This is a genomic window from Candidatus Poriferisodalis sp. (genome assembly GCF_965208895.1).
GTDB lineage: Bacteria > Actinomycetota > Acidimicrobiia > Acidimicrobiales > Poriferisodalaceae > Poriferisodalis.
In genome coordinates this window covers 4,029,821-4,055,836 of sequence record NZ_OZ242363.1, presented here as the reverse complement: position 1 = coordinate 4,055,836, position 26,016 = coordinate 4,029,821, and the positions used below count along the sequence as shown (strand labels likewise).

At 64.8% G+C, this 26,016-nt stretch carries 21 protein-coding genes; 7 read left to right on the top strand and 14 right to left on the bottom strand.

The window, feature by feature from the left end; translation table 11 throughout:
• Nucleotides 1-30: 30 nt before the first annotated feature.
• Both ACOGJB_RS18160 and ACOGJB_RS18155 read left to right on the top strand, forming a co-directional pair.
• On the top strand, nucleotides 31-411 hold the full coding sequence (locus ACOGJB_RS18160; RefSeq protein ID WP_419838486.1) for an alkyl sulfatase dimerization domain-containing protein: 381 nt from the start codon (nucleotides 31-33) through the stop codon (nucleotides 409-411).
• Between the two features lie 56 nt (nucleotides 412-467).
• Nucleotides 468-1,787, top strand: a complete 1,320-nt coding sequence (locus ACOGJB_RS18155) for an ATP-binding protein (protein WP_419838485.1) — start codon at nucleotides 468-470, stop codon at nucleotides 1,785-1,787.
• A gap of 311 nt (nucleotides 1,788-2,098) precedes the next feature.
• Here ACOGJB_RS18155 and ACOGJB_RS18150 read toward each other — a convergent pair whose 3' ends face one another.
• The 6 genes from ACOGJB_RS18150 to ACOGJB_RS18125 all read right to left on the bottom strand — a co-directional run bounded on the left by ACOGJB_RS18150 (nucleotide 2,099) and on the right by ACOGJB_RS18125 (nucleotide 9,635).
• Nucleotides 2,099-5,203, bottom strand: coding sequence for a type I restriction endonuclease subunit R (locus tag ACOGJB_RS18150; protein ID WP_419838484.1), 3,105 nt, complete (start codon nucleotides 5,201-5,203; stop codon nucleotides 2,099-2,101).
• The gene (locus tag ACOGJB_RS18145) at nucleotides 5,203-6,528 is read right to left on the bottom strand and encodes a restriction endonuclease subunit S (protein WP_419838483.1); all 1,326 of its coding nucleotides are present in this window, start codon (nucleotides 6,526-6,528) and stop codon (nucleotides 5,203-5,205) included. The genes ACOGJB_RS18150 and ACOGJB_RS18145 overlap by 1 nt, the downstream gene beginning before the upstream one ends.
• Complete coding sequence (locus tag ACOGJB_RS18140) at nucleotides 6,525-6,740, bottom strand: hypothetical protein (protein ID WP_419838482.1); 216 nt, start codon at nucleotides 6,738-6,740, stop codon at nucleotides 6,525-6,527. The genes ACOGJB_RS18145 and ACOGJB_RS18140 overlap by 4 nt, the downstream gene beginning before the upstream one ends.
• Nucleotides 6,730-7,128, bottom strand: coding sequence for a DUF2335 domain-containing protein (locus ACOGJB_RS18135; RefSeq protein ID WP_419838481.1), 399 nt, complete (start codon nucleotides 7,126-7,128; stop codon nucleotides 6,730-6,732). Before ACOGJB_RS18135 ends, ACOGJB_RS18140 begins: the two co-directional genes overlap by 11 nt.
• Nucleotides 7,125-7,361, bottom strand: coding sequence for a hypothetical protein (locus ACOGJB_RS18130; RefSeq protein WP_419838480.1), 237 nt, complete (start codon nucleotides 7,359-7,361; stop codon nucleotides 7,125-7,127). The genes ACOGJB_RS18135 and ACOGJB_RS18130 overlap by 4 nt, the downstream gene beginning before the upstream one ends.
• 165 nt (nucleotides 7,362-7,526) lie before the next feature.
• A complete protein-coding gene (locus ACOGJB_RS18125) occupies nucleotides 7,527-9,635 on the bottom strand; it encodes a type I restriction-modification system subunit M (protein WP_419838479.1) in 2,109 nt (702 codons plus the stop codon).
• A gap of 157 nt (nucleotides 9,636-9,792) precedes the next feature.
• Here ACOGJB_RS18125 and ACOGJB_RS18120 point away from each other — a divergent pair, with 157 nt between their 5' ends.
• From ACOGJB_RS18120 to ACOGJB_RS18110, 3 genes are all read left to right on the top strand, one after another.
• Entirely contained in the window at nucleotides 9,793-11,100 is a 1,308-nt protein-coding gene (locus tag ACOGJB_RS18120) for an AAA family ATPase (RefSeq protein WP_419838478.1), read from the top strand.
• Nucleotides 11,101-11,103: 3 nt separating this feature from the next.
• Complete coding sequence (locus ACOGJB_RS18115; protein WP_419838477.1) at nucleotides 11,104-11,610, top strand: hypothetical protein; 507 nt, start codon at nucleotides 11,104-11,106, stop codon at nucleotides 11,608-11,610.
• Nucleotides 11,611-11,777: 167 nt separating this feature from the next.
• Nucleotides 11,778-12,713 (top strand): DMT family transporter, encoded by a 936-nt coding sequence (locus ACOGJB_RS18110; protein ID WP_419838476.1) that lies wholly within the window; start codon nucleotides 11,778-11,780, stop codon nucleotides 12,711-12,713.
• A 128-nt stretch (nucleotides 12,714-12,841) separates the two neighbouring features.
• Here the strand turns inward: ACOGJB_RS18110 and ACOGJB_RS18105 are convergent, their stop codons facing one another.
• From ACOGJB_RS18105 to ACOGJB_RS18080, 6 genes are all read right to left on the bottom strand, one after another.
• Nucleotides 12,842-14,359, bottom strand: a complete 1,518-nt coding sequence (locus ACOGJB_RS18105) for an amidase (RefSeq protein WP_419838475.1) — start codon at nucleotides 14,357-14,359, stop codon at nucleotides 12,842-12,844.
• A gap of 70 nt (nucleotides 14,360-14,429) precedes the next feature.
• On the bottom strand, nucleotides 14,430-18,629 hold the full coding sequence (locus tag ACOGJB_RS18100) for a hypothetical protein (protein ID WP_419838474.1): 4,200 nt from the start codon (nucleotides 18,627-18,629) through the stop codon (nucleotides 14,430-14,432).
• Complete coding sequence (locus ACOGJB_RS18095) at nucleotides 18,626-19,879, bottom strand: ATP-binding protein (protein ID WP_419838473.1); 1,254 nt, start codon at nucleotides 19,877-19,879, stop codon at nucleotides 18,626-18,628. The genes ACOGJB_RS18100 and ACOGJB_RS18095 overlap by 4 nt, the downstream gene beginning before the upstream one ends.
• A 66-nt stretch (nucleotides 19,880-19,945) precedes the next feature.
• The gene (locus tag ACOGJB_RS18090) at nucleotides 19,946-20,347 is read right to left on the bottom strand and encodes a type II toxin-antitoxin system VapC family toxin (protein ID WP_419838472.1); all 402 of its coding nucleotides are present in this window, start codon (nucleotides 20,345-20,347) and stop codon (nucleotides 19,946-19,948) included.
• Complete coding sequence (locus ACOGJB_RS18085) at nucleotides 20,344-20,586, bottom strand: FitA-like ribbon-helix-helix domain-containing protein (protein WP_419838471.1); 243 nt, start codon at nucleotides 20,584-20,586, stop codon at nucleotides 20,344-20,346. Before ACOGJB_RS18085 ends, ACOGJB_RS18090 begins: the two co-directional genes overlap by 4 nt.
• Nucleotides 20,587-20,722: 136 nt before the next feature.
• Entirely contained in the window at nucleotides 20,723-21,538 is an 816-nt protein-coding gene (locus ACOGJB_RS18080) for an enoyl-CoA hydratase-related protein (RefSeq protein ID WP_419838470.1), read from the bottom strand.
• A gap of 194 nt (nucleotides 21,539-21,732) precedes the next feature.
• Here ACOGJB_RS18080 and ACOGJB_RS18075 point away from each other — a divergent pair, with 194 nt between their 5' ends.
• Nucleotides 21,733-22,473, top strand: coding sequence for a dienelactone hydrolase family protein (locus tag ACOGJB_RS18075; protein WP_419838469.1), 741 nt, complete (start codon nucleotides 21,733-21,735; stop codon nucleotides 22,471-22,473).
• Nucleotides 22,474-22,650: 177 nt separating this feature from the next.
• On the top strand, nucleotides 22,651-23,385 hold the full coding sequence (locus tag ACOGJB_RS18070; RefSeq protein WP_419838468.1) for an SCO6745 family protein: 735 nt from the start codon (nucleotides 22,651-22,653) through the stop codon (nucleotides 23,383-23,385).
• Nucleotides 23,386-23,523: 138 nt separating this feature from the next.
• Here the strand turns inward: ACOGJB_RS18070 and egtD are convergent, their stop codons facing one another.
• Both egtD and egtB read right to left on the bottom strand, forming a co-directional pair.
• Nucleotides 23,524-24,567, bottom strand: coding sequence for an L-histidine N(alpha)-methyltransferase (egtD, locus tag ACOGJB_RS18065; protein ID WP_419838467.1), 1,044 nt, complete (start codon nucleotides 24,565-24,567; stop codon nucleotides 23,524-23,526).
• Nucleotides 24,567-25,856, bottom strand: coding sequence for an ergothioneine biosynthesis protein EgtB (egtB, locus tag ACOGJB_RS18060; RefSeq protein ID WP_419838466.1), 1,290 nt, complete (start codon nucleotides 25,854-25,856; stop codon nucleotides 24,567-24,569). Before egtB ends, egtD begins: the two co-directional genes overlap by 1 nt.
• Nucleotides 25,857-26,016: the final 160 nt, after the last annotated feature.

The following is a 26,016-nucleotide window of genomic DNA, read 5'->3' as shown; positions in this document are numbered from 1 at the left end:
ACACGGCCCAGGGTGACACTGAGCTCTCCTGTGCCATGGACGCTCGAGTTCCGTATTCCTTGGGCGCGGGCGCTGCGCCACATGGACGCCCTCGATCCCGAGCTGCTGATCCCAGCGCACGGTCCGCCGGTGCGGGGCCGTGATCGCATCGGCACGGTGCTGCTGACACTGGCGGAATCGCTGGAGTCGCTGGTGAGTCAGACGATCGACCTCATGAACGACGGCGCTTCGTTGGACGAGATTCTCCAGAGCGTCTCGCTGCCGGCGGAATGGCTGGCGCGTCCGTGGATGCGGCCCGTCTATGACGAGCCCGAGTTCGTGATCCGCAACATCTGGCGCCTGTACGGGGGATGGTGGGACCTCGACCGCGAAGCCCCGCAGTCTGCATCAAGATGGCCTGTACATGTCTAATGCGCGAAGATAATGTCTGATAGCTGACATTGATGCGTTGCAGCAGGATGTTGTGCATGGCGAATTTGCTTGACGATCGTTTCGTGGAACGGGAAGCTGAGCGTCCGTTCGCTCCCGGTTTCGGGATTCCCCCGAGGCTGTTAGTCGGACGAGACCCGCTCGTGGCCAGCCTCAGCGCCGGTCTCGACATCGGTCCTACGGACGATCGATTTTCGACAGTGATTCTGGGCAGCCGCGGTTCAGGCAAAACCGTTCTGCTCGGCCGGATGAAGGAGATCACAGCGGCGTCCGGCTGGGTGAATCTGGATGTCGACGCGACCACCAGAGGTCTGCATGACCGGATCGTGGCGGAGATCGAGCGCGCCTGCGACGACAGCGAAGCCCTGCCTGGACCCGTCCCGGCTGTGACGGAACGCACATCGCGCCGCGGAGTCGGCCCACGTCTGGCATGGCTCGCATCCGAACGCAAACAGATTTTCGAGCCGAACTGGAATCTGCGTCGGCGCCTCACCACGCTCGGCAGGCTCGCCTCCGAACGAAGCGTCGGCGTGCTCATCACCCTCGACGAACTGCACGCGGCTGACATTGAGGAACTGCGACGCTTCGCCGCCGACATGCAGCACATCTCCCAACGCGGACAACTGCCGATCGCTGTGATTGCAGCCGGACTGCCAGACTTGCGCCTCACGTTCTTCGTCGACCGGAAGCTGAGCTTCTTCGTTCGCAGCTCCCACGCGGATCTGCCGCACATCACCGCCGCCCAGGCGTACCGATTCTTCAGGGACAGCATCAGCGACGCCGGCGGTCATGTCACCGAAGAAGCGCTCAGCATCATGGCTGACAGCGCCGGCCCTTACCCGATGCGGATGCAAGCACTCGGAAACGCAGCCTGGGACTGCGCGGGATCACCGAACGGCACGATCGACGCGGCCGCCGCAACCGAGGCAGTGCGACACGCCGACGCATACATCGCCGCTCGCCTCTATCCGCAGGTCTGGCACGACGTCGGCATGTCCGAGCGTCGTCTCATGGCCGCCCTCGCTGCACGCGACGGTGCCGCGGCGCTGACCGACGTGCTCGCCGACGTGCGCGGCACGGTCAACAATCCGGCAGCGGCATGGGAACGGCTGCTGGTCAACGAATGCGTCACAGAGGACAGTTACGGCATCGCCGAGTTTGGGCCGTCCATGAGCCCCGAAGCAGCCCGCAGTGGTGCCCGCTCCTTGCCTGAAGCGAATCCCGGAACTGCCGCGACCGCGGCAGCGGCCCGCGGCAGCGCCGACCCGACGCGTCGATGCAACGACTACATGCCTCGAGCGAAACGTCGCTGCGTGCTGCCCGCAGGACACAACGGCGGCTGCCGGTCCCGGCGGTGACCGCGCAGCTGCGGCAGCCCACATCGACGCGGTCGCCGACCTCCGGCGTACCTCGCGCTGCAGATCGGTGAGCACTGTGGGGCTAGCTCAACAAGCCCTGGTCGGTGAGCCAGCCGCGCCATCGCTCGCGCACATGCGGCGCCAGGTGGATCTCGTCCCACACTTCCACGAGAAGGTCGATGTCGACGTACTCGAGAATGTCCGCTATTGGTCCGCCCGGAGCTGGCTGTTTCTGCGATTTCGTGCGCGAACCACAACGTGGGACATGACGCGATCCAGAAGCGCCGCGAGCCTGGAAGCTGACGATGTGCTCACCCTGCGTCCAGCAGAGTTCCGCTGTCGGCTTCGGCGTTGGCGCTGCCGAAGATGGCTTGCATCATTCCGTGGTCCACGATGTCGCCGATGTCGGCCTCATTGTGGCAACGGTTGACGAGCGCTTCGTTCTCTGCGAGACGGTCGAGCATGAGTTCTCGCAGGCGTGCGCGCTGAGCCAGGAAGAACTTGTCGAAGTCGTTGGCTCGTGCGGTGACGAGCATGTCGTCTTCTTGCATGGCGTCGTTGTGGACTGCTTCGAGGAACAGGCGATCGGTGTCGTCGAAGTCGGTGCCGAAGAGGTGGTTGAGGCGTTCGATGATCTGTGACAGCGGCTCGGTTTCCTCTTCGGCGGTGCCGGTGCCGACTGCGGTGGGGCTGGTGACGGTGGCGTCGTCGCTGTCGAGGCTGATGGCTCCGCTGGAGATTTTCTGGATTCTGTAGTACTCCAGTTCGACGTCGCCGCCGAGGTCGATGGGGTCGCCGCCGTCGGGTGCGGCCAGCCGGGGCGCCAGCATGCGGCCATAGGAGTAGAGCCGTTCGAGTTCGCAGTCGGCGTAGGGGATGATCTGGCTCAGGAACGTGTAGAGGCGCACGTAGGCGGTGAGCCGGTCCCGGAATTCTTCTTGGGCGTCTTCGTCGTCGAGGGCGGCGAATCGGTCCCGTGCGGGCCCCAAGGCGGCTTCGAGGCGGGCGTGGTCGGTCGGCTGCTGGCGATGGGCGGGCAGGTAGAACACCGACGCGAAGTCGTCCACCTCGGACTGCTGGTACACGCCTGCCTGGCCGAGTTCGTGGGCGAGGGTGTCCAGTTGGTAGGGGTCGGACTGCTCGCGCAACTCGGCGACGTCGAAGTACGGCGCGAATGCCGCGGCGATGTCAGACGGCGAGTTCACGAAGTCCAAGACGAACGGGGGCTGCTTGCCTGCGGCGATGCGGTTGAGCCGCGAGAGCGTCTGCACCGCATGCACCCCCGACAGGGGCTTGTCGACGTACATGGCCGCCAGCAGCGGCTGGTCGAACCCGGTCTGGTACTTCTCCGCCACGAGCAATATCTGGTAGTCAGGCGAAGCGAACCGGCCCGGCAGCGCGGCTTCGCTGATCGGTTTGCCCGACACGACGTCGGTGTTCATCTTCGGCTCGGTGCACTCAGCGCCGGTGTCGGGGTCGGTGACTGTGCCGCTGAAAGCCACCAGCGGGCGCACGTCGTCATAGCCGTGCTCGTCGATGTAGCGGGTGAAGTGGTTCATGTACCGCACCGCGTGCAGCCGCGACCCCGCCACCACCATCGCTTTGGCCTTGCCGCCCATGGCGTGCATCACCTGATTGCGGAAATGCTCGACGATGATCTCGGTCTTCTGGGACAGGTTGTGCTCGTGCAGGGTCACGAACTTGTTGAGCTTGGTCGCGGTGCGCCGCTTGGGGAAGTCGTCGCCGTTCTCGGCGGTGTTGACCAGCTTGAAGTACGTGTCGTAGTCGGTGTAGTTGCCCAGCACGTCGAGGATGAAGCCCTCCTCGATGGCCTGGCGCATGCTGTAGGTATGGAACGGCACCGGCTTGCCGTCCGCGCCGGGACGTCCGAAAAGCTCGATCGTCTTGCCCTTCGGCGTCGCGGTGAACGCGAAGAAGCTCAGGTTCTCCTGCGGGCCGCGTGACTCCACCACCGCGTTCAGCCCGTCCTGCCAGTCCTGCGGATCGTCGCCGCCAGCCAGCGCTCCGGCGCCGAGAAGCTGCTTCATCTGGTGGGCGGTGTCGCCGGTCTGGCTCGAATGCGCCTCGTCCACGATGATCGCGTAACGCCGCGACGCCAGGCTCTGCGCCCACTCCGCCGCCTGAGCGCTCTCAGCCTCGCTGGCTGTGTCAGGGGAGTCCGCGCCGGCGATGCGCATCAGGCCGCCCATCACGAACGGGAACTTCTGCAACGTCGTGATGACGATCTTGGTGTCGTCCACCAAGGCCTTGGCAAGCTGAGCGGAGTCCTCGTCGATGGCCTGCACCACCCCTTGGGTGTGCTCGATCTGAGTGATCGCATCTTGCAGTTGCGCATCGAGCACCCGCCGGTCGGTGATCACCACCACGCAGTCGAACACCTTGTCGTCCGAGGCGGTGTGCAGGCTGGAGAGGCGATGTGCCAGCCACGAGATCGAGTTCGTCTTGCCGCTGCCCGCCGAATGCTGCACCAGATAGTTGTTCCCCGCCCCCTCGGTACGGGCGGTCTCCACCATCAGGCTCACCGAGTCCAGTTGGTGATATCGGGGGAAGACCAGCGTCTCGCGTTTGACGGTGCGGGTCCCCTTCGCGTCGACGACCTTTTCCTCGCGGCGCTCGGTGAACATGAACGAGCCGATGATCTCCAAGAACCGGTCCCGCTCCAGCACCTCGCCCCAGAAATAGCCCGTCCGAGGCCCCAACCGATGAACGGGATTGCCTGCACCGCATCGCACCTCGCCGGGATGGCTGCCACGGTTGAACGGCAAGAACCGCGTGTCGCCCTTCGCGAGCCGCGTCGTCATGTGCACCTCGTCAGGATCAGCCGCGAAATGCACCAAAGCCCGCTTGCCAAACCGGAACAACGGCGCACCCGGCTCACGATCGGTGCGGTACTGACTGATCGCGTCCTTCCACGTCTGGCCCGTCATCGGGTTCTTCAACTCGCACGTCGCCACCGGCACACCGTTCAGCGCAAGCAGCAGATCAACCGTGTCGTTCTTGCCCGGATGACAGCGAGCCTGCCGAGTCACCGTCAACTCGTTGGCGCCGAACAGCGCCAGCGCATCGGGGTTCAGGCCGTGAGCGGGCTTGAAGTACGCGAGCCGGAATATCTTGCCCACGAACTTGAAGCCATGACGCAGCACCTCCAAAGTGCCCTTCAGATCAAGCTCCTTGCAGAGCCGCTCCAGCAGACGCGGCACAAGCTCAGCGCCCTGTGACTTCTCAGCCTGCTCCCACAACTCCGGCTGCGTCGCCCGCACGAACGCCACGACCCGATCCGGGAACAACGCCCTATCCACATCCCACTCATCCGGCGCCACCGATACCCAGCCCACATCAGCCAGCATCGACTCCACCGTCGACTCGAACGCATGCTCAGAAGTCTGCGAAGACATCACACATCACCCCCAGCCAGCGCTGCGTCGCGTACATCGATCTTGCCCGTCACTGCCGCCGAGATCAGCGCCGAGCGGTACTCCCGGAGACGCCCGATCGATGCGTCTATTCGATTCCGTAGCCCGCCCACTTGGTCGAGTTGCCCACTCAGGTAGTCAATGATGAGCACTTGATCCTCTTTCGGGGGCACCAAGATGGGGATGTCGTTCATATCACCCTGTGTGAGTTTGTCGCGTGTGGAGCCGCCAATGAACGCGGCGTAGTCAGTCACATTGAGCACGTGAATCAAGAACTCTTGGTGTATTCCCACGGGGCGGAGAACGTGCGCATGGTTGTTGACCCAAATCTTCCCGCGTGTAGAGAACGCAACACGCTTGTTGCCAGTGAAGAAGGGTGCCCCATCTTCGCCGAGAAGCACAAGAGGTTCGCTAAACAGCCAATCATCGACATGATCAAGAACGCCATTTGCACCCCAGTATGGAATCGTGCCTTGGCGGTAGGAACGCTGCTCGGAATTCAGTGGCACCCGCTTCCCGTCCAGGCAATCGACTACGTACGCAAGTCGTTTGACCACCCAATGCTCCGGCACCTCCCCGAGCCACTCCACCCCCGAATCCTTCAGCGCCGGCTCCGGGTCCAGCCCGCCCGCCTCCGCAGCCTCGGGCGGCGGCCCCTTCGTCACCACCCGCGTGATCAACGCCGTCCGGTACTCGTCGAGCCGCTCGATGAGCGACTCCTGCATCGTGATGAGCCTGTCGATACGGGCGGTCTCGCGGTCGAGGAAGGCTGAGATTGCTTGTTGCTCCGATGCAGGCGGCAGAACTATTGGGAGTCTGCGCACTGTCTCAGCACTGAGGTTCGCCTGCGTGTTGTTGCGAGTGAGCGCCAGCACCGGTCCGTGTAGTGCGTGAAGCCACCAGAACAGATATGGATTCTCGACGTGACGACGGGGCAACAGACCGAGAATCGCTTGGTTGGTTACAGCCTCCAAACCCAGTACCGCGACGGCGCCGACGGAGGCGTACATCGAATAAATGATCGTGCCGGGAGGCAATGGTCGTAGGCGAGCGTCTCGCATGCCCGGCTCAGTCACCGCCTTTTCCGTGGATTCGACAATGCCTCCCTCGGACATGTCGGCAATAGCAATCCATGGCATGCCGTCTTCGTCATCCTCGGCCCAGTAGTCATCCCTGCTCGTACTTGGCGTACCGCCGGCGACTGCATCGGCGAGTGCAAAGCCAAGACGCTGAAGTCCCCAATGAGCGGGTATGTCGCCAAGCCACTCGATGCCCGAGGAGCGGTGATTGGCGTATGCCTGCTTCATGCCGTGACCTCGGCCAGCAACTGCCCGATCTCTGCTTCGAGCGTCTTGAGGTCGGCTTCGATGACTTCGAGGAGCCTCGGTGGCTCGTAGCCGCAGAAATGGCGGTTGAGCGGTGTCTCGCAACCGATCCTGGACTTGGCGTGGCCGGTGATGCCACCGCGAGCGAGTGGCGCGGCACATGACCTCTGGTTGCCGCTGCGGCTACGGGTCATCGCTGTGCCGTCCCAGCACGAAGACTGCGGTCAACGCTACGAGGTCAACGGTTCCCAGGATCACGCCAGCGACCTCCCTCCCGCCATTGATGAGCCAGGCTGCAACGAGCAGGAAGAGCACGGCAACGGCAAACCCGGCGACGAGGCCGTACGAGTCTCGGCGCGACTGCTCGAGGTCCATGCGATGACGATGTTCTCGCTCCTGTTCTGATGCAGTGACGATCCGCTCTACAAGATCAGGACTGATCTGGCCGTACGCCGCCAGATCCGACGGGGGCGGCAACGGACCTGAGAACGTGGTCTCGAACCGCTTCACCGAGAGATGCTCGGTAGCAGCGGGCACGGCCGCAGTCTCTTCGACTGGCTCAGGCAAGTCGGACGATGTCACGCCGCCGGACGTTGATGCATGGCACGACGCAGATCGTCTCCGACCGCACGCCAGTCCGACGCGAGGGCTTCGGCATCGGATCGGCAGCGCGACGTCGAGATTCTGCGGCGACGGATCGACCCGCTGAAGTCGAACATCAGCGAAGCACCCCGCACGAATCCGGAGCGACGGGCGCGGCGGACAATGCGCAGACGCCGCCGGGCGCGCCGAGGCACGGATGCGTCAGCGCTCATGTGCACATGCTCGCGGAATCAACGGCATGCGAGCAACGGTAGCGCTCTGCCAACGGGACAAGTCGCCCGCTGCTACGCGGGGCGTACCCGCCAGCACTGAGCTGGCTCGTCGCGCCTGCTTCGAGAGTTCCGCGCTACAGCGGATTGCGCTGAGATACAACACAGCTACGCGGTGACCTCGGCGAGCAGTTGTGCGATCTCCGTTTCGAGGGTCCGCAGGTCGGCTTCGATGACTTCGAGGGGTCGGGGCGGTTCGTAGACGTAGAAGTGGCGGTTGAGCGGGATCTCGTAGCCGATCTTCGTCTTGCCGCGGTCGACCCATGCGTCGTCGACGTGCGGGAGGACTTCGCGTGCCATGTAGGCGTCGATGTCCTCGCCGAGAGGGACGCTCTCGGTGTCGCGCAGGCCGGTGTCGGGCTCGGGGTTGCCGTGGCGGTCTTCGCAGACTGCGGCCTCAGGGTCGCGTTCGCTGAGCGCGGCGAGGACGGCGTTGCGCTCAGACGCCGACAAACGCACGTCGTGGGCTTCGGCGGCGGCTCGCAGGCGCACGGTGAAGTGGTCGCGGTTCGTGATGGTTGCGCTGTCGGTGGTCTCGGCGAGGGTTGCGAGCGTGTCGCGGATGGCTTGCTGGCGGGCCTGGCCCTCGGCGACCTCGGCATCGTGAGCCGGTCCTGCACGCTTCTTGCTCCTGGCGAGGTTGACGAACGCACGCTCGTCTTCGATGCGGGCGATGCGCTCGGGTGCGGCGGCGAAGTTGAGCCGCAGGGGGCGTTCGACGGTGATCTTGCGGTACCCGAAGTCGTCGTTGGCGAACACCTTGCTGACGACTCGGGGCCGGGTGCGCGGCTCATGGGTGACGGGATCCTCGTCGGTGACGTCGCGGGTCTCGCCGTCGGTGAAGCTGCCGTGGATGCGGGTCAGGTCGTCGATCTGGTCGGACGAGAGTTCGTTGCGCTTGTTGCCGAGGCTGCGGCGCATCTTAACGCAGAACTCGCGGCCGTCGATCAACTGAATCTTGCCGCGGCGGTGATCTTCCTTGCGGTTCGTCAGTATCCAGATGTAGGTGGAGATGCCGGTGTTGTAGAAGAGTTGGTCGGGCAGGGCGACGATGGCTTCGAGCCAGTCGTTTTCGATGATCCAGCGCCTGATCTCGCTCTCGCCGCTGCCCGCGTCGCCGGTGAACAGCGGTGACCCGTTGAACACGATCGCTATCCGGCTGCCCCCGGTGCCGTCTGCCGAGACGGGCGACATCTTCGACAGCATGTGCTGGAGGAACAGCAGCGAGCCGTCGTTGATGCGCGGCAGGCCCGCGCCGAAGCGGCCCTGGAAGCCGAGCGTGTCGCGTTCTTGCTTGATGGCCTGCTGCTGCTGTTTCCACTCGACCCCGAACGGCGGGTTGGCCAACATGTAGTCGAACGTCCAGCGCGAGTCGTCGGAACGGTGCTTGAAGCCGTCATCGGTGAACGAGTCGCCCAGCCTGATGTTGTCGGCGTCGGCGCCCTTGATGAGCATGTCCGAGCGGCACACCGCCCATGACTCGTTGTTGATGTCCTGGCCGAACAGGAACGGCCGCGCCTCGGCGTTGTGGCTACGCAGGAAGTCCTCCGCGACGCTGAGCATGCCGCCGGTGCCGCAGGCAGGGTCATAGATCGTCTTGACGACATTGGCCTTGCCCAGGTCGGGCTCGGGTGACAGCAGCAGGCTGACCATCAGCCGGATCACCTCGCGGGGCGTGAAGTGCTCCCCGGCCTCCTCGTTGGACTGCTCCGCGCCGATGCGGATCAACTCCTCGAACACGTAGCCCATCTGCATGTTGTCCACGCGCTCAGGCGACAGGTCGAGGTTCGCGAACCGCCCGATCACCTGGAACAGCCGCTGGCGCTCCGCGAGGCGGTCGATCTGGGTGCCGAAGTCGAAGCTGGCCATGATGTCGCGCACGTTCGGCGAGTACGCCGCGATGTAGGCGTTGAGGTTCGCCGCGATCTGGTCGGGGTCGTCGAGCAGCCGCCTGAAGTCGAACGGCGAGGTGTTGTAGAACGGCCGCCGCGCCGCAGCCGAAACAAGCTGGTGGCGCACGTTCTCGGACTGGCGAGCATGCACCCTGGCTGCCGCGAGCACGTCGTCCTTGGTGTCAGCGAGCACGCAGTCGAAACGGCGCAGCACCGTCAGCGGCAGGATCACCTTTCGGTACTCGTTGCGCTTGTAGGGGCCGCGCAGCAGATTGCAGATGTCCCAGATGAAGTTCGCCAACTCGCCGTGCGTCTGTGCGTTCACTCAATCCTCCGACTGTGCCGCTGGGCCGTCTGGGCTGGCCTGGCCCGACGGCGACTGTAATGAGGGGAACATCAATCGGACAGGGTGTCGCCGCATTCAGGAACTGATCCGCGTCGGCTTCAGTCCGCCGGTTCGGCACATCAGTACGCTTGTGGCTATGGCTGCCACGCTGGAGCAACTGAGGCTGCCAGCGTTCAAGAGCCTGCGGAAGGCCCACATCCGTCTCGGGCCGCTGACACTGCTTGTCGGTCGTAATGGCAGCGGCAAGTCGAACGTCATCGACGCTGCGGCGGTGCTGTCGGCCCTTGCGAGCGGCATGACTGTCCGAGATGCGCTCGATGGCGGTCGTGACGGGCCGCTCGTGCGAGGCGGATCCGAAGGATGCGCACCCGTCGGAGACGACATTTTCAAGATCGGCTGTGCCGCCAGAATCGACCGCAAGATCTACCACCTGACTGTTCATGTCTCTGTTCGGCCAAGCGTTCAGATCGTGCGAGAACGGCTCTGGACACAACGCGTCGGCGACCCGCGTCATGGCGAAGCTCAAGACTTGCTCAAGACAGATGCGCCCCGGAAGGACTCGGGCGACATCGATGCCCGCTGGGACAATCGCAAGCAGGGTCCGAACCCAGCAGCGACATTTCGGGCGACGCAACTGCTGACGACGCAGGTGGCCACTCGAGTGCCCGCGACATCGCAGGCGGGTCGGCACATTCACAGAGTTGCCGAACACATGCTCGCGGCGCTTCGCGGGATCTTCATTCTCGACCCCATTCCGCAGCAGATGCGCGAATACGTACCCGAGAGGGACACTCGACTTCGCCGGAATGCCGAGAACCTCTCCGCAGTGCTCGCGAGCCTGATGCGCGAGGACGGAGCACGTCGGGCCTTGTTCGAGATGACGCGGTCTCTCTCGGAGGCTCAAGTTGCCGATCTGGGCGTCGTCAGCAGCGATCTCGGGGATGTGATGACGACGATTCACGAACGGATCGGCGATGAATCGCATCCCATCCCTGCGCGCCTCATGAGCGACGGCACCCTGCGTTTTCTCGCCATTGCAGCGGCGCTGCTCGAGGCTCGACCTGTCGACGATGAGTCGGCAGGCTCGGGACCGGATTCTCGGCTGTTGGTAGTCGAAGAGCTTGAGAACGGCTTGCACCCGTCGCAAGTCGAGTTGCTGCTCGGCCGACTCAAGTCGGCCGCTCGTACTGGGGCGCGGACCTTGGCGACAACTCACAGCCCTGCCATTCTCGATGCGTTGGAGGGCGAAGATCACGAAGGAGTCATCGTCTGCAGCCGCGATTCGGATGGATGGACGCAGTCCACGCGCCTTACCGACTTCCCTGACTACTTCGAGGTGATCGGCGGTGGGCCGCTGGGAACTTCGGCAATTCGGGATCGACTGCGACCGCGTGAACACATGCCAGCGCAGCAGCGTTCGCTCGTCGATGTACTTGGGCTCTGATCGGTGCCCGTCCGCACAACGGTGGTCTTTGTCGACAGCTCGGTGCTGATGCGCCTCATCGGCATAGATGGCGACGCTGCGGCACGCGAGACAGCGGAACAATTCGAGGAACGGATTGCCGCCGGTCAACAGTTCGTCATTCCGGTAACGGCGATTGTGGAGGTCGGCAATCGGATCGCTCAGCAGTCGTCCAACCGCCGGAAACTCGCTGAGCGACTCAAAGAGGTCCTTCGGGCGGCACACGACGCTGATCCTCCGTGGATCATTCGTGCGGCACACGACGCTGATCCTCCGTGGATCATTCGTGCGGTGACCATGGACCAGCAGTTCATTCAGGAACTACTTGACGGTAACTCGACCGGTTCCGATCTGGTGACGCTCATCGGCGACGGTCGTCTCGGCACCGGCGATGTCGCCCTTCTCGTAGAGCGTGACCAATTCCTCCGGGGAACGCAGTACACGAGCGCCCAAGTATGGAGCTTGGACCAAGAGCTCACGGCCTACAGCTGATTGCTGGCACGCGCTGTGGAGCGCATCTCGCGTGGGAGGTCGGCAATTGCAGCACCGCACTCGCCTGCTCGCCGGGGCGTAGTCTTCCGCGCAGCGCTTCATGGGGTCGGCTCGGCATTCCCGCGGCCGTGACTTGCTAGCTGGAACGGCGGGGCTGGAGCACGCACATGGCCGACAACGGATCGGGGGCGGCGCCGGGGGCGCCGTACGGGGGGCGCGGCGCACCCGCGCTGTCCGAACGTGCGCTCGGTGTGCCCGCCGCCGCTGTGGCGATGGTGGGCTGGGCGGCTTCGGGCGTGATCTCCAAGGGCATCTCCGAGCTCGGGCCGCTGGCTGTCGTGTTCTGGCGAATGTGGCTCTACACGGGCCTGGTCGCGCTGTTCCTGTGGGCGAGCCGCACCCCGCTGCGGCTGGCTTCGATCAAGATCTCGTTCTGGGGCGGGTTCTCGCTGGCGTTCGACATCATGCTGTTCTTCGTCGCTCTGCGGCTGACCACGGTGGCCAATGCCACAGTGGTGGCATCGCTGCAGCCGTTGCTCATGCTCTTTCTGGCGCCACGGATCTTCGACGAGCAGCCGGGTCGTCGCCATTGGGGCCTGGCGCTGGTGGCGATCAGCGGCATCGTGATCGTGGTGGTGGGCTCTTCGGGGCTCTCGGAGTGGAGCGTGTACGGCGACCTGCTGGCCTTCGGCGCCCTGTTCGCCTGGACGGGCTACTTCGTGTGCTCGAAGCTCAGCACGCAGAAGATCGCAGCAGCGCAGTACACGGGCGGCAGCGCGCTGGTGTGCTCGCTGGTGGCAACGCCGTTCGCGCTCGCCTCGGGGCAGGTGTTCGACTGGCCGTCATCAGGGGCGTGGCTGTGGCTGGGAATCATGGCCATCGGGCCGGGACTCGCCAGCCACATGCTCATGAACTGGTCGCTGGTGCGGATCCCGTCGTGGCTGGGCTCCACGATGACGCTGGCCATCCCCGTCACCAGCACGTTGATGGCCTGGGTGTTCTTGGGCGACCAGGTAACGCCGTGGCAATTCCTCGGCATGGCGGTGGTGATGTTCGCGCTCGCCGCGGTGGTGCTCGACCAGTCCCGCACGAAGCTGAAGTAAGGGCGGGGCGGGCTTATGCGCCCGCGTGATGGCACGACCCTTCGCTCCTGCAATCAGTCAGGCCGCGAGTTCGCAGGGTCTCCTGCCGTCACCCCAATTTCAGCGTCTGTGCCTACCTGCCCGAGTCCTCAGGCGACGTGGATGGGCGGTCGGCGCAGCGACCAGGGCGCGGCCTGTTCCATCTGGGCGGCAACCCGCAGCAGCACGTCCTCACGGCCGGGTGCGGCGACGAGGTGCACCCCGATGGGCAGGCCCTCGGGTGACATGCCTTCGGGCGTTCCCAACGGCACCGAGACGGCGGGCTGGCCGCTGACGTTGAACTGCGGCAGGTACGGGGTGACCTTGGCCAGCCGTCTGGTCAGCGTGCGCTCGTCGCCCTCGACGAGATGACCGACGCGCGGCGGGACGACGCCGAGCGTTGGGGTCAGCAGCAGGTCGAAGCCGTCGCCTTGCCCTGGCACCTCGTTCCACCACTGCACGATCCGGCGGGTGAACTGGTGCAGGCGCTCCCGGCTGGCCAGCACGTCTGGCGCGCTGATCTTGGCGCCGCGCTGGTAGTTGATCCATGCGACCGGCTCGACGTCGTCTTCGGCCCACGGTCGGCCCAGCACGCCTTCGAATGACCGCAGTGTTGCCGTTGCGCTGGCGCGCATGATGCGCACGTAGTCGTACATGTAGTCGTTGGTTGCCATCGGCGCGGGCAGCGCTGCCTCTACCCGGTGGCCGAGGCCGTCGAGCAGGCCGGCCGCGGCGTCGGTGGCCTGCGTGCACAGCGGGTCGGTGTCTTCGAAGGGGATGGTAGAGCTCACCCCGATACGCAGCTCGCCCGGGTCCTGGCCGACTTCGGCGACGTAGCCGGCTGGCGGCGCCCGATGCGCCGGCACGTAGGGATCGCCGGGCTCGGGGCCGGCGAGCACATCGAGCGCCAGCGCGGCGTCGCGCACCGTGAGGGCAACGGCACCGTCAGTGGTGCCGCCTCCCCAGGCCTCCCCGGCGGGGGCGTTGGAGATCCGCCCCCGAGAAGGTTTGAGACCGACCAGACCGTTGGCGCTGGCGGGAATGCGGATCGAGCCGCCGCCGTCGCTGGCGTGGGCGATGCGCACGATGCCTGCGGCAACCGCTGCTGCTGCACCGCCGCTGGAGCCCAGCACGGTGTGGTCGGTGTTCCACGGGTTGCGCGTGGGCCCGTAGAGATGCGTCTCGGCAGCAGCGGGGCACTGGCCGCCGCCGAGCTCGGGGCTGTGCGAGTGCCCGATGCTGATAGCACCCGCTTCGGCCAACCGGCGAGCGACTGCCCCGGTCTCGGGATAGCGGTAGTCCAGTTCCGCCAACCGGCGATTGCCCTGGTAACCCGGCTCGCCCGCGGCCGGGCAGAACAGGTCCTTCAGCGCGATCGGCACGCCGGCAAGCAGCCCGTCATGGGCTCTGCGGCCCGAGGACTCGGCGGCCAGTTCTCGTGCTGCGTCATGTTGCGCAGCCCGTTGTTGCGCTGACTCAAATGTCTGCTCGACGATCGCGTTGATCGTCGAGTTGATCTGTTCGCAACGAGCGATGGCCTCTTCAACCGTCGTCGCAGCGTCGGTCTCGCCAACCCTCACCTGTTCGGCCAGCGCAGTCGCGTCGTTCATCTTCACCCCGGTCGTCATGGGCGCGCCGCTCGCCGTGCCAGCCCGCAGCCTCGCCGTCAACGGCGCAGTCTCGCGCAGCGGTGCGACCTCATGGCTTGGTTACATCGAGCACGACGACGCTGATCCTTCGACGCTGCTCGTGGCTTAACGACTCATTGAGCAGGCGTTCGAGTTCATCGGGAGTCTCTGGGCGGTCGCCATGGGTGGGGTGACCCCGGTACCCATCGATGTCTGAGCCGAACCAGAGCACCAGGTAGATGCCGTACCCGCCAGTGTCAGGGTCGCTCGTGTACTTGGCGATGAGCTGTTCCTCGATTGCGGTCCACAGATCCTTGTGGGAGTTCTTCTTGATCTCGACAGGGATGTTGAAGTTGCTGAACGAGACGCGAATGTCAGCACGACGGTCAGCGGCGTAGTGCCCCTCCGGCTGGGCATCGACGCGTTCTGGCAATCGGTTTCGCATCATTTCCAGCAGCGCGTCGCGACAGCTGTTCTCATGCTTGGCCCGCTCCGGCGGCGACTTGTGGTCGTCGGCCCAGAACTGACGCCAAAGGTCAGCGTTGTTGCCGCGGACATCCCGGCCAAGGTCGCGCAGATGGTCGCAGAGCAGGGCGTGCAGGTCGGCAACGTTCGCCGGGGGACCATTGCGCAACAAGTCGAGTACCTCGGTGACGCTCAGGGGCGAGTACGAAGCGTCTCGCCTCAATCGATGCTGCTTGTCGCGGACGAATTCCAGCGAATCGTGCCAAGCGCTCATTCTCTCGTCCGCAATCAGGGCATCGAGAGCAGCGCCAGCTTCTTCGACTGCTTGCGCGCCGAGTTCATCGATCCATCGGCCGACGAGGTCCGACATCTCGCCGGCTGGACCGATGCTGACGACCTCGCCGCCCCTCCATTCTCGCGGCGGGAAGTGACGACCGATCACGCTCACCAGCGTGCGAAGCGTCGGGATCGGCTCACTGCCGAGCAGCCGATCAACGATCCCTCTGCTCCGACGGTACGGGGCGCTCAGCAATGCAGCCAGATGCTGCGGGCGCTTCTCGTTGGCGTCGATGAACTCGTCAAGCGTTCCCAGCGCGTCCCCGCCATGCATGATCACATCTAGGGCAAGCCAACGGACCCGCTGCCCGTCGGTCATGCTCGTCGCTCGGAGCTTCTGATCGACCAATTTTCCTAGCGCTGCCCTGTCGGGGTGGTCCGCGATGCAGTGCAGAAGCCTGTCCACGACTTGCAATTGGGCGACTGGCAATCGGACGGAGATCGATTTCAGCAAGCGCAATCGAAAGTCGTGCAGCTCGTCATCGAATTGGTCAACCTCATCAAGCCAGTCCAGCATCGAGAGGTGAGTGCCACCATGCTTGATGGCTGCGACAGCAGATCGATGGCATACATCGAGGACCAAGCGCGGGTTAGATCGCAACCAACGCACCGGCCATGCAGGACGCTGCTTTAACTGGTACGCCGCCCGGCCGTGCGAGGCATAGATGGCTACCACATCGCGGCGCCTGTCTTCACTGAAGCGCGAGTCGTCAATTTGCAAGGTGCCCTCACGCAGGTCCATACCAGCGAGAACGGGATATACGAGCCAGTCGTGCTTCGATTCCGCAGCCAGCGCAGCCGTGCGTTCCGCCGTCGGCAGGTCGTCTCGAAGCGGCGCATTTCGCAGTGCGCTCATTACAGCATCGAGGATCTCGGTGTCGTTGCCGATCATCCTGGCGATCCGCTCACGAGGCGTCGCGTCCTCGGGCGCTTCGGGAAGATGCCCGAAGTAGGCCCATGCCAGAGCGTGCAGATCGCGTGCCGCGAAGGTGTTGGAACGGAGTTGGTCAACGTGCTCGCTCAGGTATGCCGCCCAATCAGACTGCCGCTGCTGCCGGTCGCGTTCGTGCCCAGCCCTGATCTCATCGATCTCTTGTTGATGCCTGCGCTCCCGCTCGGCGAACTCCTTCTGTGCAGGAGCCGGCACGAGATACTCGTCTAAGTGCCGCAGCAGCAGTGGGCTGGATATCAGTTCAGATCTCAGCCGTTCGATCACGGCATCTCTCATGTCACCGATCCAATATCGGTGGCGGATTGGCGTTTCAACGCAGGCACAGGCAAAGCTCCAATCTGTTGCTGCCCGCGCACGAGCCTGCTGCGCACACCACTCAATGAAGTTCGGCGGAGCTGAGCTCAGCAGCAGATGACCGAGGACGTGCCGCTCGTCGAGGCCCATCTCATCGTCGACTGACCGAGCGATCCAAATGCTGCACAACTCGAGCGTGATCTGGTCGTTCGCTGCGAGCCACGCCGGTAGCTCGGCCGTCTCATCTGAGTGCCCTGTCCCTCGTGCGTGATTGGCGACGACCCCGGCTAACCAGCGATAGAGCCGAGCTGCCTCGATCTGGTGCCCGATCTCATGCACCGCGCGAGCAAGCAACTTCCAAGGCAGTTCTTCCGCAAATGCACTCGCCAAGATCGGCCACAGTCGCTCCGCGTCGTCGGCGAAGCTGTCCAGCAGATTCGCCAGCACATCGACGGGGGTCTCGTCGCACAGTATGTGTCGCCAGAACATCCAGCCCTCGCCTACGACGGCCCCTCGGCGAAGGAGAGATGCGTAGGCCCAGACTCCGCTCGGCGCGATCGACTTCGGATACAGGAGACGCAGCAACGAACCCCCGATCCGGTCATCTGGGTCGGCAATTCTCCCGTCGCGAACGGCGTTGAGTGCTTCACTCAAAGTCGTCGCCACCCCGGACAACGAGGGTTCGATTCTTGCGAACGCAAGCAATCCGGCAAGCCGGACATCGGGTTGAGTCGTCACGTCAAGGGCGACTTGGCGGATACGTGGGAGGAGAATGGACAGCTCCTCCAACCAGCCGCCCTCAGCTTCTGACAAGGCTCGGAGCAGGAGTTCTCGGATGTGCTCGGGAACATCGTTGCGTCTATCGACGTCGAGGATCTCGCCGACGCTCGGCGTCATGTCCGGCTTACAGAGGCTTCGGAAGCTCCACGCCGTCGCATCCCGGTATCGGTGCTCGGCTGCGTCGAACCATGTCACCCCCCAGAGGTCATCCGGCCGCGCTTGTGAGACGAGACAATCCAAGAGCGTTCGACGATCTTCGACCGGCCAATCGGAAATGTCGCCGTACAACGCAGCCCCGACAGGGTCAGCCTCAAGCAGCGAATTGCGTGCGGCTTTCGAGTGCGTCCCGAGCCACGCAGCTAGCCCTCTCATGTCCGTGACGACTCTGCTGTCGACAGGACTCATCATGGCGGCACACACTCGTCCGGCGGACACGACCCCACGCCCAATGAGGTCCGACAGATGCTCTGCTCCGAGGTACTCGGCCACTTGCCTGTGGACAGGCTCGTAACACTGGTCGCCAGCGCTCCTGAAGAGACCGGTGGCTATCACCGGCCGCAACTCGTTCGCAGACATCCCGGTGATTGTCGCTAGGCCCGCCGCCATGACGGAAGCAGCGACGAAGTCCCTGCTCCGAGTGTTGGAACCGAATGCGATGCCTGCGCTTCCGCTCAGCAACAGGGCAGCACACACCCGGCCGGCGGTGTTCATGACCTCCTGCGTCGGGACAACCTCGGCTGCATGTGGATGATCGTCTCTGGCTTCGGAAACGAGCCGCTCACATGCCCGTCGAAATGCCTCGGAGCGCGTGTCAGGCCAGTGGCCACCAGCCACAGACTCGAAGAGGAACTTCAGCATCTGTGGGGAATCCAGCATCGAGTCGAATCCCCGGCTGGACGCCTCAAGCAGGAACGCAACAGCGTCAGTCGCCGACGAGTGAGCCTCCAGCCACCGACGCGCATCGCTTCTGCTCAAGGGGTCAAGCTGCAGCGTTGTGATGTGGCCATCAGGTAACGCCCGATTCAGCGGCGACCGGTCGACAGGCCCGAACCAATCGGCGACTCGGCAGGAAATTCTGAAGGCGGGCTGGTTCAGGTCGAAGAGCCTCGCCTGTATCTCGTCGACAGCGTCAGATGCATGAGTCCCGCCAGCGCGGGTTTCGTCGAGACCGTCGATGTACAGGATCCTTCCCGTCAACTGCTGCAGCCGGTTGCCGCTGACGTGCCGAAACTCACGCGCCGTGATATACGCCGCTGCGTCGCCTAATTCCGCGCACTCCTGCTCGAACTCGGTCGTCTTGCCGGCACCAGGTTCGCCGAGGAGCACGTAGGCCGGCACATCGCGGTACGCGCTCAGCGGCTCGGGCTTGCCGAAGACTGCACTGTCTCGCTCGTCGGTGACGATCTCGGTGCAGGTGCGCGGAATCAGGCTGCCCGCCGTCATGACGAACTCAGCCAGTGCTCGGCAGGCTTCGACAGGAACTCCTGCAACGGCACGCCCGTCTCCCCGACGACGAGCGAAGGGGCGGCCGAGAATCTGTGTTCGAAAGACTTGATGCTTGAGCGCCGGGGACGGCGGCGGCCAGCCTTGACTTCGATACCCACGAGGTGAGGACCTCGCTGCAGCACGAAGTCGACCTCCTCGTTGCCGTCGCGCCAGTAACGGACATTGATGGCCGACGAGGCCGAATTGACCAAGTGTGCGCCGACGGCGCTCTCGACGACTCTCCCCCAGTGACTGCGGTCAGCTCGGGCATCATCGAAACTGTCGCCGACGACGGCCGACATCAGGGCCGTATTGAGGACATTCAGCTTCGGCGACGAGGAACGTCGCAGGACAGGCTTGTCAGCATGCTTGAACAGACCGGTGACCAGACCGGCACCGGACAGGAAACCCAAGTAGCGCGCAAGCGTCGACTCATGGCCCGCATCTTCGAGCTGCCCGCGCATCTTCCGGTACGAGAGCTCTTGGCCCGAGTACAAACAGCCCAGTTCGAGCAGTTGCCGCAGCAGCGCAGGCTTGTCAACTCGAGCCATCTCCAGGATGTCTCGTTCGAGGTGCGGTTCGATGAGCGCGTCCCTGACGTAGTCCCTCCAGCGTTCGAAACTGCCCCGAAGACGGGCTGCGCCCGGGTAGCCGCCGTAGAAAACAAACTCATCGCATCCAAACTCGAATGCGTCGTGCATCTCGTTGAACGACCAGTGGGTCGCGCGGATCGACTCGAATCGACCCGCCAGGCTCTCGGTGAGTCCGGACTGCATCCGCATCGGTGCCGAGCCGAGAATCACGACATGCAGCGGGCATCCCGACGCCCGGTCGGCATCCCAGAGTCCTTTGACGATGTCGGACCACTGCGGGATCTTCTGCACCTCGTCGAGCACCAGCACATACTTCGAACCGAGCCTGACCGCCTGTGCAGCGCACTCTCGCCATGTCTTTACGAGCCATTCAGCGTCTCGCGGCTCCGCTGCTGCGCGGGCCGCGGCTGCCGCCGGCCCGACCGGTGCGATGAGCGGCTGACCCGGCTGATCTACCGCCTCGTATCGACTCGGGTACGGCACCTGGGCCAAGGCCTGACGGACAATCGTCGTCTTGCCACATTGCCGCGGGCCGAAGATCGACACGATCCGCTCGACCGGCTCATCCAGCCGTTCCAGCAGCACGTCAACCTGTGATCGCTCGTACTGCTGCATAGCGGCAGTTTAGTTGTTTGATTACTCACCTGCGTAAATTTGCGCAGGTGAGTAATCAAAGCACTTCTAGGCAAGCGAATCGAACAGCTCCACTTCGCACCTGATTCCTGGGGCGCGGGCCTGGCCGACATCGCGGGTGAGCAGCGTCGCTCCGGTCAGTTCGGCCAGCGCCACGTAGGACGCGTCGTAGATCGTCAGATTGTCTCGCAGTTCCCAGCAGCGAGCGATGAGGTGTGCGTGAGGGAATCGCCGAATTCGCAAGCTCGCCAAGTGCCGCATTGCGCGTCCGGCCGCAGCCTCCGAAAGTACGTCGCGGTGATGCAGCTGACGCAACGCCGACACGACTTCGAGATCGAGGAGATGGGGAGCCCAGGCCGTCTCGCGGGCGATGCGCCGCAGGGCGCCCTCAGCATGCTCACCGACCGCTCCGACGGCAGTTACGACAACGCTGGCGTCGACGACGATCAATGCGACTCACGATCGCTACGGATGATTTCCACGATCATGTCGGGGTCAAGCTCGATCTCGCCGTACGCGAGCGCTTCAACGCGCTTGCGAGCGAGGAGTTCCTCCACAGACGCCATCTCGGCCTCGCGGCAAACGGCCTCCAGCATATATTGCTGCAGCGACTGTCCTGCACCGGCTGCTCGCTGCTGGAGCGTCTCGTGCACCTCGTCGGGCACGTTTCTGATCTGAATCGTCGCCATGACGCGACACTAGCGCTGAAGTAGCGCTAGTAGCGTTATTTCAGCGCTACCAGTCGCTTACGCTCCTGCGCAAATCTGCTCAGCCGAGCAATCGGCGTGGATGAAGCGTGAAGCCCGCCTTGCACCGCCAGCGCGATCAGCGGCCTTGCCAGTTGGGCTGGCGTTTCTCGGCGAAGGCTCGGGGGCCCTCCTTGACGTCCTCGCTGGCCATCAGGCGGGTGACAGCCGGGTAGGGGTGGTGGAAGGCCTCGCCGAGCGGCATGTCGAGCCCGCGCATCGCAGCCTGCTTGGTGGCCTGGATGGACAGCGGCGCGCACCGCATGATGTCGTCGATCAGCCGATCGGTTGCTGCGTCGAGATCGTCGTAGGGCACGACGTCGTTCACGATGCCCAGCTCAAGCGCCCGCTGCGCGCTCATGGTGCGAGCCGTCAGCAGGTATTCCATGGCGAGCTTCATCGGGATCTGGCGCGGCAGTCGGTGCACTCCCCCGCCGCCGGCGTACAAGCCGCGCAACGGCTCGGTCAGCCCGAACTGGGCATGGTCGGCCGCCACGACGAGATCGCACGCCATCGCCACCTCGAACCCGCCGCCGAGCGCTACGCCGTTCACCTGGGCGATCAGCGGCTTGGGATAGTCGAAGCGCTCGATCAGCCGGGTCACCTGGCTCATCAGCTCGCGGTCCGCAGCCTGGGTGGCCTCGTCGGACTGGCGAATCATCGACAGATGCTTGAGGTCGCGGCCGGCGCAGAAGGCCTGGCGGCCCACGCCGGTGATGACCATGAGCCACACGTCGTCGTCGGCAGCGGCGTGGTCCAAGATGTCGGACCACTCCTTGTGCGCCGGCGTGTTGATGGCGTTGCGCACCTCGGGCCGGTTGATGGTGATCCGGGCCACACGCGGCCGGATTTCCTCATAGACGAAGTACTGCGGTTCGAAGTCCAGTGCCTGCATGGCCCGGGATCGTATGCCGCCGGGCATTCGCGGGTCGCAGCACGCCTGCGTGAAGACGCCGCTGCGGCTGGCACCGACCGCCCAGTAGTCCCCCGCTGCTGTCTCGCACGCACTACACAAGGGGCGACTGCGCCAGCGCACGATGGGCAGGCGCAGTGCCGTAGTGCTGAGAGCCCGTACCCAAGGAGGCAGCGATGTTCGAAGACCACGTGTCGATCGACACCGGCGAAGGCGAGATGAGCACGTTCGTGGTGCATCCCGAACCGAGTGAGCGGCGCCCAGGGCCGTTCCCCACGGTGCTGTTCTTGATGGATGCGCCTGGCAAGCGTGAAGAACTGCACGACATGGCCCGCCGCATCGCCACGGTCGGGTACTACGTGCTGCTGCCCAACCTGTACTACCGCGACGTCCCGGGCTTCATCGTCCAGCGCGACGACCCCGCCAGCCGCCAGTTCATGTTCGAGCTGATGACCAACCTGTCCAACGCGATGGTCTCACGTGATGCTGCAGCCCTGATGCGCTACGCCGACGCAGACCCGGCTGCCAGCATCGAACGGGTCGGCACCACCGGCTACTGCATGACCGGTCCGATGGCGATCTGGCTCGCCGCGGACTATCCCGACACGATCACTGCGGCCGCCTCGATACACGGTGTGCGACTGGCGGTGGACGCCAGCGACTCGCCTCACCTGCGGGCGCCAGACATCCGCGGCGAGGTGCTGGTGATGTCCGCCGAGCACGACGACTACGTCGACCGGGCGCACTACGACCGGCTCTGCAAGGCCTTCGCGGATGCCGGCACTGATGCCCAGACCTACTGGGTGGACGGCACCCACCACGGCTTCGTGTTCCCGCAGCGGCCCGTGTATGACCAGCCTGCCGCCGAGCGGCACTGGGAGCTGCTGTTGGACTTGTTCGCCCGCCGCCTGCAATAGGGCGGCGGCCCGGTTGGTGCAGCCCCGACCCCAGAGGCGGGAGAGCCCCATCGCCCGATGAGCAGCGAATAAGGGCGGGCCGCAGATCGCGTCCCAGCGGGAAGGCCGGTCAAGCAGCGCAGCGGCTCGGGGACCCGTCAGAGCGGTGCCGGCTTCGCGATGCCACACTGTCGCCCTATGGAAACACGAGATCTTGTCCAACGGGTGTGCCCGCCCATCGCTTCGATGGGTTCGATGTTCTATTTCGACCCTGGAACACTGGCCCGCGGCAAGGAGGCAGGCCTCGACGGCTTCCGTCTGTACGTGCTGGGCCGCGGCGGGGTGCTCGGTGATGTCGAGCCGACGGTCGTGCACAGCGCCTTCGGTTACTTCAACCCCGGTCTCGTCGCGAAGATCTGGAATTCGGCCCGCGAGACCATGGCGCCGCGAGACGGCGGTCGGCTCTACATGGAGTGCGCGGGCGCTTTTGGCGCCTCGAAGCTCGACGGCGTCGAAGGCCTCGATGCGTTCAATGCCGCCGCCGACAAGGTGATCGACGCCGGGCTCGCCGACAGTTCCGCACAGGCGCTCTTCGCCGCAATCGCGTCTGAGCCGCGCGGCGACGACCCCGCTGCGCGTGCATTCCAGAACGTGGCCGTGCTGCGCGAGCTGCGCGGCAGCCTGCACCTCGTTGCCATCGTGGCGTCGGGCTTGTCGACCGAGATGGCTCACCGGGTGCGCCGGCCCGATGACGTGGAGATGTTCGGCTGGTCGAACGACTCGGAGGTCACCGACGAGCATCGAGCGAAGTGGGAAACCGCCGAGGCCCTCACCGACGACCTCGTTACGCCGATCTACGCCGTTCTTGACCAGGCCGAGGCTCAAGCACTCGCTGACGGCGTGGCTGCCATCGCAGCTGCCCTCGGCGCCTAACACCCCATTCATAGTGGAGGCAGGTGGCTCTGCTGCCGGTGGCTCACACCGTCGGCACCGACTTCAAGCCCGGCCGCCGCAAGCCGTTCGACCAGTTCGTCCACGTCAACGGCTGGTAGCCGGAGACAAGCCGGCAGGTCAGTCGCGGCGCACCCGCCGGGCCAAGGTGAGGGCGTAGTCGCCTTCTGCATCGGTCCACATACGTTGGGTGACGAGACCGGCGGCGCCGAGTTCTGCGCGCACGCCCTCGGGGCGAAACTTGGCGCTGATCTCGGTGCGCATCGGTTCGCCTGCAGCGAACTCCACGGTCATCTCCAACGCAGGGATGTGCACCCGCTGGGCGCGAGTCGAGCGCAAGCGCATCTCGATCCACTCGTTGTCGGCATCGAACACCGCCTCGTGCTCGAATGCTTCGAGGTCGAAGTCGGCGCCGAGCCGGCGGTTGAGCACCGACAGCACATTGAGATTGAACTGCGCGGTGATGCCTGCCGCGTCGTCATAGGCCGCGACGAGACGGTCGGCATCCTTGACGAGATCTGTGCCCAGCAAGAAGGTGTCACCGGTCTGCGTCGCACCGGCGACAGCATCGAGAAACGCCGGGCGATGTGCTGGCGAGAAGTTGCCGATCGTGCTGCCGAGCAGCATCACCATTGCAGGAGCCCGTGGAGGCGCTTCGGGCGGTCGCTCCGCCTCGTCGAGCGGCAGGCGGCCGAGGTGATGCTCGAAGTCGCCGACGACGCCGTGCACACGAAGGCCCGGGTACGCCTCGACGAGTTCCTCAGCAGCATTGCGCAGCGTTGCCTCGCTGTTGTCGAACGGCACATACCGTTGGAGCTGACCGGCGGACGCGAACGCGTCGAGCAGGATGCGGGTCTTGGTCGAGGTGCCCGATCCCAGCTCGGCCAGACAGTCGGCCCCCGAGGCCGAAGCGATGGCGTCGGCTTCCCGTTCGAGAATCTCCCGCTCCCGGCGCGTCGGGTAGTACTCCTCGAGGCGGGTGATCTGGTCGAACAGCTCGCTGCCGCGATCGTCGTAAAACCACTTGGGCGGCAGTTCCTTGGGGCTCGACGACAGGCCCACCGAGACATCCGCACGCAGTTCCCGATCTGCCCATCCCGCTTCGAGCCAGTTGTCGATCACGGGTGTCGCTGAGCGATGCGCTGCGGGGTCTGGGCTGATCATCAGGCGTCGGCGGCGAGCCGCAGGCCCGAGAAGTGCCAGCGGGTGTGGGGGTGGAAGAAGTTGCGATAGGTGGGACGGATGTGACCCTCGGGCGTTGCACAGCAGCCGCCGCGCAGCACCATCTGGTTGATCATGAACTTGCCGTTGTATTCGCCCACCGCACCCGGGGCGACACGAAAGCCGGGGTATGGGGTGTACGGGCTGGATGTCCACTCCCAGACGTCGCCGTACATCTGCAAGAGCGGCGACGACCCCGGTGCGCCGGCTGCCGGCGACTCGGGCGCCGGGGCTGGATGCAGGCCGGCGCAGGCCCCAATATTCCCAGCTTGGGGCAGGCCTGCCGAAGCGTGCTCCCATTCGAACTCGGTGGGAAGCCGGGCGCCTGCCCAGCGAGCAAATGCATCAGCCTCGTAGAACGACAGGTGGCACACTGGCTCGTCGCCGACGACGCACTTCAGCCCCTCGAGGGTGAACACCTGCCAGCCGTCGTCGCCAAGGTGCCAGTACGACGGTGCATCCCAGCCGTGGGCCGTCCGCTGGCCCCAGCCATCGGAAAGCCACAGCGTCGGCGTGTCGTAGCCGCCGTCGGCCATGAACTCCAGCCACTGTGCACAGGTCACCGGGCGGTCGGCCAGCCGGAACGGCTCGATCAGCACCCGGTGGCGAGGCACCTCGTTGTCGAATGAGAAACCGCACCCGTCGTGGCCGATGCTCGCCTCGCCGCCATCGAAGCTCGCCCAGCGGGTCTGGCTCGTACATGGCGTCACCCGGCTGGCCACCTGCGGTGCTGGTGGCGTGCGGTATGCCGGCCACAACGCCGGGTTGCACGACAGCACATGCTTGATGTCCATCAGGATCAGCTCTTGATGCTGCTGCTCGTGGTGCAGACCCAGCGTCACCAGGTCTGCGACCTCAGGTGCGACGCCGTCACCGAGCAGTTCGCACATCGCCGCATCGACATGACGGCGGTATGCGGACACCTCGCCGCACGACGGCCGCGACAGGTTGCCTCGCTCGGGTCGCGGGTGTCGCTTGCCGACGGTCTCGTAGTAGGAGTTGAACAGGAAACCGAACGCCGGATCGTGCTCGAGATAGCCGTCGAGATGCGGCTTGCACACGAAGGTCTCGAAGAACCAAGTGACGTGCGCCCGGTGCCATTTCGTGGGGCTCACGTCGGGCACCGTCTGGATGCACTGATCCTCGTCGCTCAGCGGTGCGGTGAGCGCATCGGTGTGCGCTCGCACTGAGCGATAGGCCTCAAGCAGGCCTGAAAACGTGTCAATGGTCATAGCTGAGGCCATATGGCCCGCCGGAGGGTAGTGCACTTTCATGAAGGCACTGCAGTCTGAGGTTGGACCGCGGCTCATGTTTCGGGCGGTTCAAGAGTCAGAATCCGCATGGATTTCGAGCTGGCGTGGCGCTCAATCGACGCGAACAGGGTGCTCTGCG

Coding starts and splice junctions, on each gene's coding strand:
- ACOGJB_RS18140 (WP_419838482.1), bottom strand. CDS start 6,740: ATGACCCGTAGCCGCAGCGGCAACCAGAGGTCATGTGCCGCGCCACTC.
- ACOGJB_RS18110 (WP_419838476.1), top strand. CDS start 11,778: ATGGCCGACAACGGATCGGGGGCGGCGCCGGGGGCGCCGTACGGGGGG.
- ACOGJB_RS18085 (WP_419838471.1), bottom strand. CDS start 20,586: ATGGCGACGATTCAGATCAGAAACGTGCCCGACGAGGTGCACGAGACG.
- ACOGJB_RS18105 (WP_419838475.1), bottom strand. CDS start 14,359: ATGACGACCGGGGTGAAGATGAACGACGCGACTGCGCTGGCCGAACAG.
- ACOGJB_RS18070 (WP_419838468.1), top strand. CDS start 22,651: ATGGAAACACGAGATCTTGTCCAACGGGTGTGCCCGCCCATCGCTTCG.
- ACOGJB_RS18130 (WP_419838480.1), bottom strand. CDS start 7,361: ATGAGCGCTGACGCATCCGTGCCTCGGCGCGCCCGGCGGCGTCTGCGC.
- egtD (WP_419838467.1), bottom strand. CDS start 24,567: ATGATCAGCCCAGACCCCGCAGCGCATCGCTCAGCGACACCCGTGATC.
- ACOGJB_RS18095 (WP_419838473.1), bottom strand. CDS start 19,879: ATGCAGCAGTACGAGCGATCACAGGTTGACGTGCTGCTGGAACGGCTG.
- ACOGJB_RS18120 (WP_419838478.1), top strand. CDS start 9,793: ATGGCTGCCACGCTGGAGCAACTGAGGCTGCCAGCGTTCAAGAGCCTG.
- ACOGJB_RS18080 (WP_419838470.1), bottom strand. CDS start 21,538: ATGCAGGCACTGGACTTCGAACCGCAGTACTTCGTCTATGAGGAAATC.
- ACOGJB_RS18100 (WP_419838474.1), bottom strand. CDS start 18,629: ATGACGGCGGGCAGCCTGATTCCGCGCACCTGCACCGAGATCGTCACC.
- ACOGJB_RS18150 (WP_419838484.1), bottom strand. CDS start 5,203: ATGTCTTCGCAGACTTCTGAGCATGCGTTCGAGTCGACGGTGGAGTCG.
- ACOGJB_RS18155 (WP_419838485.1), top strand. CDS start 468: ATGGCGAATTTGCTTGACGATCGTTTCGTGGAACGGGAAGCTGAGCGT.
- egtB (WP_419838466.1), bottom strand. CDS start 25,856: ATGACCATTGACACGTTTTCAGGCCTGCTTGAGGCCTATCGCTCAGTG.
- ACOGJB_RS18075 (WP_419838469.1), top strand. CDS start 21,733: ATGTTCGAAGACCACGTGTCGATCGACACCGGCGAAGGCGAGATGAGC.
- ACOGJB_RS18145 (WP_419838483.1), bottom strand. CDS start 6,528: ATGAAGCAGGCATACGCCAATCACCGCTCCTCGGGCATCGAGTGGCTT.